7 protein-coding genes are annotated in these 11,802 nt (G+C 73.6%); 3 read left to right on the top strand and 4 right to left on the bottom strand.

Annotated features, from left to right (window positions below; all coding sequences use genetic code 11):
• Positions 1-35 precede the first annotated feature (35 nt).
• Entirely contained in the window at positions 36-797 is a 762-nt protein-coding gene (locus HIR71_RS12085) for a DUF4386 domain-containing protein (protein WP_169325325.1), read from the top strand.
• Positions 798-810: 13 nt separating this feature from the next.
• On the opposite strand, the gene HIR71_RS12080 is transcribed toward HIR71_RS12085, so the two are convergent.
• From HIR71_RS12080 to HIR71_RS12070, 3 genes are all read right to left on the bottom strand, one after another.
• The gene (locus HIR71_RS12080) at positions 811-2,193 is read right to left on the bottom strand and encodes an MFS transporter (protein WP_169325324.1); all 1,383 of its coding nucleotides are present in this window, start codon (positions 2,191-2,193) and stop codon (positions 811-813) included.
• A gap of 178 nt (positions 2,194-2,371) precedes the next feature.
• Complete coding sequence (rlmC, locus tag HIR71_RS12075; protein ID WP_169325355.1) at positions 2,372-3,496, bottom strand: 23S rRNA (uracil(747)-C(5))-methyltransferase RlmC; 1,125 nt, start codon at positions 3,494-3,496, stop codon at positions 2,372-2,374.
• Positions 3,497-3,555: 59 nt separating this feature from the next.
• Positions 3,556-4,617: an LLM class flavin-dependent oxidoreductase gene (locus HIR71_RS12070; RefSeq protein WP_169325323.1), complete on the bottom strand. Its 1,062-nt coding sequence runs from the start codon at positions 4,615-4,617 to the stop codon at positions 3,556-3,558.
• A gap of 142 nt (positions 4,618-4,759) precedes the next feature.
• Here HIR71_RS12070 and HIR71_RS12065 point away from each other — a divergent pair, with 142 nt between their 5' ends.
• Both HIR71_RS12065 and HIR71_RS17515 read left to right on the top strand, forming a co-directional pair.
• Entirely contained in the window at positions 4,760-8,788 is a 4,029-nt protein-coding gene (locus tag HIR71_RS12065; protein WP_169325322.1) for a Pls/PosA family non-ribosomal peptide synthetase, read from the top strand.
• Complete coding sequence (locus HIR71_RS17515; protein ID WP_169325321.1) at positions 8,785-10,116, top strand: M1 family metallopeptidase; 1,332 nt, start codon at positions 8,785-8,787, stop codon at positions 10,114-10,116. The genes HIR71_RS12065 and HIR71_RS17515 overlap by 4 nt, the downstream gene beginning before the upstream one ends.
• Before the next feature lie 1,203 nt (positions 10,117-11,319).
• On the opposite strand, the gene HIR71_RS12055 is transcribed toward HIR71_RS17515, so the two are convergent.
• Positions 11,320-11,622, bottom strand: coding sequence for a hypothetical protein (locus HIR71_RS12055; RefSeq protein ID WP_169325320.1), 303 nt, complete (start codon positions 11,620-11,622; stop codon positions 11,320-11,322).
• Positions 11,623-11,802: the final 180 nt, after the last annotated feature.

Genomic DNA, 11,802 nt, shown 5'->3' with positions numbered 1-11,802 from the left:
CCCGCCCTGACCGGGCCTCACAGAGCGGACGCATCATGAACGCGATCGGCGCCAGCCCCACCACCGCAGAGCGATCGGTCCGCCGCGGCGGGCTCCTGGCAGGGACGGCGCTGCTCGTCATGGCCGTCCTGGCCCCGTTCGGCGCCCTCGTCGCGGTCGAGGGCCTCGTCACCGTCGGCGACGCCGCCGCGACGACGGCGGACGTGATGGCCTCGCACGGGCTGTTCGTCGCCGGCGTGGTCACCCTCGTCGCGGTGATCGCGCTGGACGTGGTCGTCTCGTTCGCGCTGTACCGGGTGCTGGCTCCCGTACACCGGGCGGCCTCGGCGCTGGCCGCGGCGCTCCGCCTGGCCTACTCCGGTGTGTACCTGCTCGCCGTGCTGGAGCTGGTCGAGGTCCTCCGGGTGCTCGACACGATCGACGGAGGCGTGGCCACCGCGGCGCAGCAGACCCAGGTCGCCGCGGGGATGACCGGGTTCTCGGACGTCTGGGACGCCGGCCTCGTCCTCTTCGGCCTGCACCTGCTGGTGCTGGGCGTGCTGGCCGTCCGGGCGCCCTACGTCCCGTCGTGGCTCGGAGTCCTGCTGATGGTGGCGGGCGTGGGCTACGCGGTCGACGCCGTCGGCACGGTGCTCCCGATCGGTCTCCCGGTCACCGTGAGCACGTTCACGTTCGTCGGCGAGCTGCTCCTCGCCCTCTGGCTCGTCATCCGCGGCCGCCGGATCACGCTGGGGGGTGCCCGGCCGTCGGGACCCGTGGCGGCGCGGCACGCCGAACCGTCCGGCGTCGCTCGCTGACGGCAGGGCCGACTCACCGGGTGCGCGCAGCCCCCCGTCGCGCTGCCATCCACAGCACCGGCACCACCACGGCGCCCGCCGCGAGCGCGAGGCCGGGGAAGCCCACCGTGGCCATCAGCGGACCGGACGCGATCGCGCCCAGGGCGGCCGCCGCGTTCATCGAGGCGTCGCCCGCCCCCTGCACGAGCGGGCGGCTCGATGCCGGCACCGACTCGGTGAGCAGGGTCGACGCCGGCACCGTCACGACCGACCAGCCGAGCCCGAGCAGCCCGAGCGCGACGGCGACAGCCGCGTGCGAGCCGGCGCCGACGATGCTCACGGCGGCGGAGGAGGCGAGCACGAGCTGGCCGACGACGACGACCGGCACCCGGCCGAACCGGTCGGCGGCTGCACCCACGATGGGTGCGAACCCGAACATGCCCACGACGTGCGCGCTGATCGTGAGCCCGATGAGGGTCACGGTGCCGCCGTGGCGGTTCAGGTGCACCGGCGTCATGGTCATCACGGAGACCATCGACACGTGCGCCAGCACGAGGGCGACGAACGCGAAGCGGCCGTCCGCCGAGGCACGCAGCATCCGCAGCGCCGCGCGCGTCCCGGCGACCGTGCCCAGCGTACGGTCGGCTGCAACCGGTGCCGGTGCCGGTGCCGGTGCCGGTGCAGATGCCGCGCCGTCGCGGGCCCCGAGCCGCTGCGCCATCCTCAACGGGTCGGGCCGCAGCATCACGAGCAGCAGCGTCGCGGTGAGCGCGAGCAGGACGGCGCCGATCGCGAACGCTCCGGAGAGAGGCGGGAGACCGAGCGCACGCTCGACGGCGAGCCCAGGCACGCCGAGGTTCGGCCCGACGACGGCGCCCAGCGTCCCGACCCAGACGACGAGCGCGAGGCTGCGACCCCGGTGCTCCGGCAGCGCCAGGTCGGTGGCCGCGAAGCGTGACTGAAGCCCGCCCGCCGTCCCGGCTCCCATCGCCAGCATGCCGAGCACGAGCAGGGGGATCGAGCCCGCGATCGGCGAGGCGACGAGGAGCGCGGCGCCCACGGCGGCGACGGCCCAGGCCAGCGTCAGGGACGTGCGCCTGCCGCGGCGCGCGGCGAGCGCACCGAGGGCCAGGGAGAAGAAGGCGGCGCCGATCGTCGTCGACGCGCGCGCGATGCCGGACCAGGTCTCCGAGCGGGTGACCGCCTCGGCGAGGAGGATGCCGACGGCGGGCGCGGCCCCGATGCCCAGCGACCCCGCGACCTGGGCGACGAGCAGGGTGCCGAGGGTGCGGCGTCGGGCCCGGGCGACCTCCGGCAGGTGCTGCCAGGCGCCGCCCTGACCGGCCGCCCCTGCGAGCGCGTCCCGGTCGACGCGGACGACCCGGTGCTGGACCGCGCCGGCCGCGTCGTCGCGCATCGAGGGTTCTCCTGTCGTGCCTCGCCTGCTGCGTGGTTCTCGAGCCGGCGTGGTTCTCGGGCTGGTGTGGTGACCGAGAGAACGGTTCCACCTCATCGGTCGTCGGTGGACACCATTCTCGGCCACGCGCGCGGGTGTCGAACGGGACGAACGTGACCAGGCCGCGACCGGGTCGCCGTCAGGGTCGCTCCAGCAGCACCATCACCTCGTAGTGCGTGGTCTGCGGGAACATGTCGAGGACCTGCGCGCGCCGCGGCCGCAGCGAGGGCATCGCGGCCAGGTCGCGCGCGAGCGAGACGGCGTTGCAGCTCGAGTAGATGACGTGGCGCACGGACGAGTGCTCGAGCCACGCGCTCAGCTCCGCGCCGACGCCCCGCCGCGGCGGGTTGACGATCACGAGGTCCGGCGCGTCGTCGGCGGCCAGCGCGAACGCGGTCGCGTCGCCCGCCTCGAACCGCACGCGGCCCAGGCCGGCGTCGCGGGCGCTCAGCCGCGCACCGGCGACGGCCTCGACGCTGGTCTCGATGCCGACGACGTCGCGCGTGGGGTCGGCGCAGTGCAGCGCGAAGCCGCCGACGCCGCAGTACAGGTCCCACAGGGACGCCGGCCCGAGCTCGTCGACCCACTCGCTCGCACGGCGGTACAGGGCCGCGGCGATCTCGGTGTTGGTCTGGAAGAAGCTCTGCGGCCGCAGGTGCAGGTCGAGCCCGGCCACGTGCATCCGCAGGGTCGAGGTGCGGGTGAGCACGAGCTCCCGGTCCCCCTCGACGACCGCCTTGTGCTCGGGGAGCAGGTTCACGGACACGACGGCCAGCTGCGGCAGGTCGGCGCGAAGGGCGGGGAGGTGCTTGCGGATGCGGGCCACCGGCTCCTGCGAGCGCAGCACGAACCGCAGCATCAGCTCGCCGCCGGGTGACTCCGTGACCAGCAGGTACTTGAGCTCACCGGTCCGTCCGGGCACGTCGTACGGGGTGAGGTTCGCCCGCGTGACGAACTCCGCGAGCGTGGGGAAAGCGGCGAGCAGGCCCGGGCTGCAGAGGCCGCACGCCCGGAGGTCGATCCCGTGCCCGTCGGCGTCGAGGATCCCGATCGTGGGGGCGGCGGCGGTCCCGCCGACCACCATCTTGGCCTTGTTGCGGTAGCCGGACCCGCCACCGGCGACCGGCGGCAGCCACTCGAGCCCCGGGTACGCCACGAGCAGCTCGCGGCAGTGCCGCTCCTTGCCGGCCACCTGCTCGGCGTGCGGCACGCCCATCAGGGTGCACGACCGGCAGCGTCCGGCGTCGAAGTAGGAGCACTGCATCGCCCGGCCGGCGTAGGCGGTGGCAGTGGCCGGGCCGTCCCGTCGGGGCGCGCCCGCGGTCACGCGGCGGCGAGCAGCTCGCGCACGCGCGGGATCACCTGCGTCCCGTACAGCTCGATCGACCGCGTCAGGTGCTCGTGCGGCATCGGCCCGTTGGCGTACTTGAGGTCGAACCGGTCGACGCCCAGAGTCGTCACGGCGTCCGCGATGCGGTGCGCGACCGTCTCGGGCGACCCGACGAAGAGCGCGCCCTCGCGGGCCTCACGCTCGTACTCCGCGCGCGACACGGGCGGCCAGCCGCGCTCGCGGCCGATGCGGTCGCGGTTCGTCTTGAAGTGCGGGTAGAGCAGGTCGCGCGCCTCGTCGTCGGAGTCGGCGACGAACCCCGGGGAGTGGATCCCGACCGGGAGCGACGTGCCTGCCGTCGACCGGCGGTAGAGGTCCACGAACGGCGCGAACCGCGCCGGCGCGCCGCCGATGATGGCGAGCATGAGCGGCAGGCCGTGCCGCGCGGCCCGGACGACGGACTCGGGGCTCCCCCCGACCGCGACCCACACCGGGAGGCTGCCGCGCTCCGTCGTCGGGTGGAGGCCCTCCGTGCGCAGCGGTGCACGGGTGCGGCCGGTCCAGCTGATCGGGCCCTCCGAGCGGAGCTTCGCCAGGAGGTCGAGCTTCTCCTCGAAGAGGATCTCGTAGTCCGACAGGTCGAAGCCGAACAGCGGGAAGGACTCGATGAACGAGCCGCGCCCGGCGGTGATCTCCGCCCGGCCGTTGCTGATCGCGTCGATGGTCGCGAACCGCTCGTAGACGCGGATCGGGTCGTCGGAGCTGAGCACGGTGACGGCGGTCCCGACCGTGATCCGCTCGGTGCGGGCCGCGATGGCCGCGAGGATGACGTCGGGTGCCGAGATCGCGAAGTCGTCCCGGTGGTGCTCGCCCACGCTGAAGTGGTCGATCCCCACCTGGTCGGCGACGACGGCCTCCTCGACGACGTCGCGGATCACCTGGTGCGCCGGGACCGGCCGGCCCTCGAGATCGACGGTCACGTCGCCGAACGTGTCGAGACCGAACGTGAGCTGCGGGCGGATCTGCTGGGTGCCGGAAAGTTCATCACTCGTCATGGACACGGGAACGCGCGAACGCGGCGCGGTGTTCCGTAACCCTCCCTGTTCACCTCGGTGTGCCACAGTCGCTCGCAGGACACCTGCGGCCTCCGGGACCGTCCCGTCAGACCTGCCGCGGCGCTGTCGGGAGGCCGAGCGGATGAGCGGTGCGACGCCGTCGGACGGTGCTGCGGATGACGACCGCTCGGTCGGCGACCCCCTCCGGGCCGCGCACCGGGCACCCGCAGCGCGCACCCTGCTCGACGTCTTCGAGGCGACGGTCGCCGCCTGGCCACAGGCCGTGGCGATCGACGACGGCGACGAGCTGCTGACGTACGAGGCCCTCGCGGAGGCGGTGCGCGGGCGTGCGGAGCGTCTGGCGGCCGCCGGGGTGCGGCGCGGCGACCGCGTGGGGGTCCGCGCGGCGTCGGGCACGGTGAGCCTGTACGTCTCGATCCTCGCGGTGCTGCGCGCGGGGGCCGCCTACGTCCCGGTCGACGCCGACGACCCCGAGGAGCGCGCCGCGACGATCTTCGCCGCGGCCGGGGTCGACGTGGTCATGGGCGACGTCGAGCTGCTGCGCCCGGACGGGACGCCGATCGCCACGCCGATCACCACGCCGATCGCCACGCCGGCGGGGAACGCGTCGCCGGGTGCACCGGGTGCCGCCGGCACGCTCGAACCCGAGCGACCGACGCTCGACGACGGCGCGTGGGTCATCTTCACGTCCGGCTCGACGGGCACGCCCAAGGGCGTCGCCGTGACGCACCGGAGCGCCGCCGCCTTCGTCGACGCCGAGGCGCGGATCTTCCTCGCCGGCGCGCCGCTCGGCCCGGGAGACCGCGTGCTCGCGGGCCTGTCGGTCGCGTTCGACGCGTCGTGCGAGGAGATGTGGCTCGCGTGGCGCCACGGCGCGACCCTCGTGCCGGCGCCCCGCGCGCTCGTCCGCGCCGGCATGGAGCTCGGTCCGTGGCTCGTCGAGCGCGAGATCACCGTGGTCTCGACGGTGCCGACGCTCGCCGGGCTCTGGCCGCCCGAGACGCTCGACGGCGTCCGCATGCTGATCTTCGGGGGCGAGGCCGTGCCGCCCGAGTTCGCCGACCGGCTGTGGCGACCCGACCGCGAGCTGTGGAACACCTACGGCCCGACCGAGGGGACCGTCGTCGCCTGCGCGGCGCTCCTGACCCCCGGCGAGCCGGTCCGTATCGGGCTGCCGCTCGACGGCTGGGACCTCGCTGTGGTCGGGGCCGACGGCGAGGAGGTGGCCGCGGGGGAGACCGGCGAGCTGGTCATCGGTGGGGTCGGCGTCGCGCGGTACCTCGACCCCGAGCTGGACGGCGCGCGGTTCGCGCCCGTCCCGCTGCTCGGACCCGAGCGCGCCTACCGCACGGGCGACCTGGTGGTCCGCGACCCCGCCGGCCTGCTGTTCGTCGGCCGCGCGGACGACCAGGTCAAGGTCAACGGGCACCGGATCGAGCTCGCCGAGGTCGATGCGGCGCTCCGGACGCTGCCCGGCGTCGCGGCGGCCGCGGCGGCGGTGCGGCGCTCGGCCGCCGGCGCGTCGCTGCTCGTCGGGTACGTGGTGGCCGACCAGCAGGGGGCTGACCTCGACACCCCGGACCTGCTGGCCCGTCTCCGCGAGCTCCTGCCCGGCTCGATGGTGCCGCTGCTCGCGCCGGTCGGCGAGATCCCGACCCGCACGTCGGGCAAGGTCGACCGGGACGCGCTCCCGTGGCCGGTGGAGGGACTCGACCGGCCGGCGGGTGCGAGCACGCTGCGCGGCACCGAGGCCTGGGTGGGGGAGCAGTGGGCCGCGGTCGTCGGCGTGCACCCCGCGGCCTCGGACGACGACTTCTTCGCGCGCGGCGGCAGCTCGCTCACCGCGGCGCAGCTCGTCTCGGCGCTCCGGACCCGCTACCCCGAGGTGACGGTCGCGGCGGTCTACGCGAACCCGACCGTGGGTGAGCTGGCGGCGCACCTGGACGGGCTGCGCCGCACCGCGCCCGACGACGCGCCACCCGTCGTCGCGCCCGTCCGCCCTGTCCCGGTCGGCGCGCAGGCGCTCCAGCTCCTCGTGCTGGTCGTGGTGCGCTCGGTGGTCGGCCTGCGATGGCTCACCGTGCTCGCGGCGCTCAACGCGCTCCTGGACGCGGCGTGGTCGGTCCCCTGGGCCGTCCCGGTCTCGTGGTGGTGGGTCGCGGCCGGGTGGCTGCTGACCATCAGCCCGGTCGGTCGCATGGGCCTGAGCGCGCTCGCCGCGCGGGCGCTGCTGGCCGGGGTGCGGCCGGGGACGTACCCGCGTGCGGGCTCGGTCCACCTGCGGCTCTGGGCGGCCGAGCGGTTCGCGGACGGCGTCGGCGCGGTCACGCCCGCCACCGCGCCCTACGTCGGCCTGTACGCGCGGGCGCTCGGTGTCCGGATCGGGCGCGACGTCGACCTGCACTCGGTGCCGCCCCTGACGGGCATGCTCACGCTCGGGCGCGAGTCCTCGGTCGAGCCCGAGGTCGACCTCTCGGGTTACTGGGTCGACGGCGACGCGCTGCACCTCGGCCGCGTCGTCGTCGGGCCGCGCGCCACGGTCGGTGCGCGGAGCGTGCTCTACCCGGGCGCCGTCGTCGGCTCCGGGACCGACGTCGCGGCCGGCTCGGCCGTGCACGGCACCACCGGGTCCGACGAGTACTGGATCGGGTCGCCCGCGCGGCGGGCCCACGAGGCGCGGCACCCCTGGCCCGCGGAGCGTCCCGACTCCCCGGGGCGGATGCGGTGGGTCGTCGCGTACGCGGGCGTCGGGCTCGCGCTCGCCGTGCTGCCGCTGGTCGCGGCGGCGGTCGGGCTCCTGCTGGTCGGGTTCGCGGTGCGGGACGCGCCCGACCTCGGCGCGGCCGTGGGCCCGGCGCTCCTGGCGGGGACCGGCGCCGCGCTCGTCGCGTACGCGGTCTACGCGCTGCTCGTCGTCGTCGGCGTCCGGCTCGGCAGCCGCGGCCTGACCGAGGGCTACCACCCGGCCCGCTCGCGCGTCGCGGTGCAGGCCTGGGGCGTCGAGCGACTGATGGACGCCGCGCGGACGATCCTGTTCCCGCTCTACTCGTCGGTCGCGACGCCGGCGTGGCTGCGGCTGCTCGGAGCGCAGGTGGGGCAGGGCACGGAGATCTCCACCGTCGTGGGGCTGCCGTCGATGATGCGGCTGCGGGACGGTGCGTTCCTGGCCGACGACACGATGGTCGCGCCCTACGAGGTGGGCGGTGGCTGGGTACGGATCGCCTCGGCGAAGGTCGGCCGCCGCGCGTTCGTGGGCAACTCGGGCATGACGGCGCCGGGACGTACGGTCGCGAAGAACGGCCTGGTCGCCGTGCTCTCCGCGACGCCGAACCGCACGCGGCCGGGCCTGAGCTACCTGGGCAGCCCGCCGGTCAAGCTGCCGCGCGCCGCGACGCTCGACGACCCGTCGCGGACGTACGAGCCGCCCACCCGGCTCAAGGTGCTGCGCGGGCTGGTGGAGCTGTGCCGGCTCGTGCCGGCCGTCGTCACGTGCCTCGTCGCGCTCGGCGTCGTGCTCGGGCTGCAGGCCGTCGCGCTGGCCGCGGGCTGGGGCGTCGCGGCGGCGACGGCGGGGCTGGTGCTGTGCGCGGCCGGTGCGGTCGCGGGGCTCGTCACGATCGCGGCGAAGTGGGTGCTCGTCGGGCGGTTCCGTCCCACGGAGCACCCGCTGTGGAGCTCGGCGGTCTGGCGCGGCGAGCTCGCGGACACCTTCACCGAGTCCGTGGCCGCGCCGTACCTCGCCGACCCGGCGACCGGTAGCGTCGCGCTGGTGTGGTGGCTGCGGGGGATGGGTGCGCGGGTCGGCCGCGGCGTGTGGTGCGAGACGTACTGGCTCCCCGAGGCCGACCTGGTGCACCTGGGCGACGGCGCGACCGTGGGACCGGGGTGCGTGGTGCAGACCCACCTCTTCCACGACCGCGTGATGAGCCTGGACACCGTGGTGCTGGAGGACGGCGCGACGCTCGGCCCGCACGGGATCGTGCTCCCGGCCGCGCGGATCGGTGCCGGTGCGACGGTCGGCCCGGCCTCGCTCGTGCTGCGGGGCGAGGCGGTCCCGGCCGGGACCCGGTGGGTCGGCAACCCGATCGCGCCGTGGCACGCGGCCGACGACGCACGACGGCGCGTCGGTGCGGGCGGCGGGGCCGCGTGAGCGCCGCGACCGCGCTCGAGCCCTACCAGCCGAACCACGGTGCGCGGGACTTCCACGTCGAGCACTACGGCCTCGACCTGACGTACCGGGTCGCGAGCCACCGGCTGGACGGCACCGCGACCCTCTCCGTGGTCACGCTCGAGCCGGTCGACGCGATCGCCCTGGACCTGCACGGGTTGGCGGTCCGGAAGGTCGCGGTCTCGGGAGCCTCCCTCGCGCGTTACTCGCACCGGTCGGGACGCCTCGTGCTCCGGCTGCGGGAGACGGCGTCGGCGGGTGCCCGGCTGACGGTGACCGTCACGTACGCCGGTGCACCCGTCCTGGTGCCGAGCCCGTGGGGGCCGGTCGGCTGGGAGGAGCTCACCGACGGAGCCCTGTGCGCGAACCAGCCGACGGGCGCGCCGTCGTGGTTCCCCTGCAACGACCGTCCGGACGACAAGGCGACGTACCGCACGTCGATCACGGTCGAGAAGCCGTACCGCGCCGTCGCGCACGGGACGCTCGTGTCGAGCCGCGCGCGGGCCGGGGCGACCACGTGGGTCTACGAGCAGCGGGCGCCGACGTCGACGTACCTCGCGACCGTGCAGGTGGGGCAGTACGACGAGGTCGTGCTGGCCGAGGAGCCGGTCCGGCAGGTCGCCGTGGTGCCTCCCACGCTCGCAGCCGCCGCGCGCACGGCGTTCTCGAGCCAGGGGCGCATGGTGACGCACTTCGAGAGCCTGTTCGGTCCGTACCCGTTCGGCGAGTACACCGTGGTCGTCACGGCCGACGAGCTCGAGATCCCGCTCGAGGCGCAGGGCATGGCGATCTTCGGGGCCAACCATCTCCTGCCCGGGAGCGACGACGAGCGGCTCGTGCCGCACGAGCTGGCGCACCAGTGGTTCGGCAACGCGGTGTCGGTGGCGTCATGGCAGCACATCTGGCTCAACGAGGGCCCGGCCTGCTACGCGGAGTGGCTCTGGTCCGAGGAATCGGGCGGGCCGACGGCGGACGAGCTGGCCCGGCTCTGGCACGCCCGGCTCCGACGTCGTCCCCAGGACCTGGTGCTCGCCGACCCGGGGTACGAGCGGATCTTCGACGACCGCATCTACAAGCGCGGGGCGTTGACGTTGCACGCGGTGCGGGGGGCGCTGGGGGACGCGGGATTCTTCGACCTGCTGCGGTCGTGGACGGCGCGGCACGCAGGTGGTGTGGTGACGACGGAGGACTTCCGGGCGCACACGGTCGACGCCGCGGGTGGCGTGGGCGGAGACGTGCTGGTTGTCAAGGTTACGTCCCAGTTGCGTGCGTGGCTCGATATGCCCCGCCTCCCGGCTTTGCTGGCGTAGTCAACTGGGTAGGGCTCCGTTCGCTCACGAGGCAACGGGCGGCTCGTGGAAGCGGCCGTCGGGATCGCGGCAGGTCGGCGCCGCGACAAGTCACCAACCCACCTGTGGGCCCTGTGGCGCCTCCCTACCCGGTGCCCACCGCACCGACGACCGTGGCAGCGGGCTGGCCACCGGCGGCGTCATGCCCAGGCCGAGATCCCGCTACCCGGCGTGCAAACGGTCCTAGTCAACCTGGAGCAAGACGGCGCGATCAGCCTCGTCGTGGGCCGAGCTGAGAGGCTCGACACCCCGCCGAACCCCGCCGCGTTTCTCCGCGATCTGCACGGCGGTCACCCCGGCGGCCGTCTTGTCTCATGACACCTGCGGAATAGTCGTTGATTCTCATCTAAACTTGACCAAGTTGAGCGCTGGCAGACGATGCTGCAATCGCCGAAAGGGCGGGGATCACCCGTGACCTCGGTTGTCGGTGAGCTCGAATTGTCGAATCCGGCGCCATCGCCGCCCAGGCGCAGCGCATTGGCCTGCCTGACGACCAGGAGATGGCGGCAGTGGTCCTGCGCCCAAGCTCCCCGAACCGCGGCGGACGGTACTCGAACGTTGTAAGCGGTGAACTCGATTATTCGCGCTCGGCCGTCAGAGTCAATACCACCGAACCGTCGGCCAGGATCTGAGTGCCGGGGGCGAGCGAAATCTCCTGCGCGGCCGCGGTCGGCGCACTATACGCAACTCCGCACGCAATTCCAAGTGCTTGACTCGCGCCTTCGGGATATTGATAGCGCGGTGTAAAACCCGCAGGGAATCGAATCTGCACTGAACCGGTCCCTTGATAAGTTCCCGGCGCGCAGGACAATGCCGCATTAGCGTAAGATCTGCTCGTGTTGTACACCTTTGTATTGGCGGCATAAGCCGTGCGGCCGCGAGTGAGATCATTGAGTCTAAAGAACGGCGTAATCACGTCGACTGGCGCCGTGCAGGTCGTCGTGACGCTTGCGTTGATCGTCCCCCTCACGTGGGTCGACCCGTGGGGGTTGTTGAACTTGACCAGACATGTGATGACGGCCCCGCCGGGGCCGGTGGCCGCACCAGCCGGCGCCGCTCCCAGGCTGCCCACCAAAGCGACAACGACTTAGGGCGCATGCGGCGCGCACTGATCGCAAGTTCATGAGAGGTTTCCCCTTCTTCGTTCGGTCAAGAAGCCTGTGGTCAGTCCCGGACGGCGCGCACTTCAAACGCGGCGCCTTCACTCGGGTCCGTGCCTGCGATGCGCGCGAGAAGAGTGGAATCGCCGTCCTGGAGTTCAACGTAAACTCCCCAGATGGCGGAGCGCGTGCGCGCCCAATCCAGGACGTCAACTACGTCGGTGACGTCTCGCACCCGATACTCGTCAGCGACGAACCCGGGAGTCGTTCCCGCCTCGTGCCACGGCGAGCGCGACCAAAGCACGACATGAAATGTCGGCCGGACGAGCGGAAGGTTGGTCACGTTGCTCTCGCGATCGACCCGCATTCTGACCTCGCCTCTCTACGTCGCCCCCGGCAGGACTGAACGTAGCAGTAACGGGCTCATCCGGATCGAGGGTGTAGTCGGGGTCGGAATCCGCCGGTCTCGAGGAGCGATCTGGCGATGTAGTTGGTGAGGTTGCGGAAGCCGAGGGCAGAGCCGCGTAGGTGCTCGAGCCGACCGTTC

Source organism: Cellulomonas fimi (genome assembly GCF_012952065.1).
Taxonomy (GTDB): Bacteria; Actinomycetota; Actinomycetes; order Actinomycetales; family Cellulomonadaceae; genus Pengzhenrongella; species Pengzhenrongella fimi_A.
The sequence above is the reverse complement of the archived record's forward strand: the minus strand, read 5'-3'. Positions and strand labels throughout refer to the sequence as shown.

What these genes read in the sequence shown, in the direction of transcription:
- HIR71_RS12085 (WP_169325325.1), top strand. Translation starts at nt 36, where the DNA reads ATGAACGCGATCGGCGCCAGCCCCACCACCGCAGAGCGATCGGTCCGC.
- HIR71_RS12080 (WP_169325324.1), bottom strand. Translation starts at nt 2,193, where the DNA reads ATGCGCGACGACGCGGCCGGCGCGGTCCAGCACCGGGTCGTCCGCGTC.
- rlmC (WP_169325355.1), bottom strand. Translation starts at nt 3,496, where the DNA reads ATGCAGTGCTCCTACTTCGACGCCGGACGCTGCCGGTCGTGCACCCTG.
- HIR71_RS12070 (WP_169325323.1), bottom strand. Translation starts at nt 4,617, where the DNA reads ATGACGAGTGATGAACTTTCCGGCACCCAGCAGATCCGCCCGCAGCTC.
- HIR71_RS12065 (WP_169325322.1), top strand. Translation starts at nt 4,760, where the DNA reads ATGAGCGGTGCGACGCCGTCGGACGGTGCTGCGGATGACGACCGCTCG.
- HIR71_RS12055 (WP_169325320.1), bottom strand. Translation starts at nt 11,622, where the DNA reads ATGCGGGTCGATCGCGAGAGCAACGTGACCAACCTTCCGCTCGTCCGG.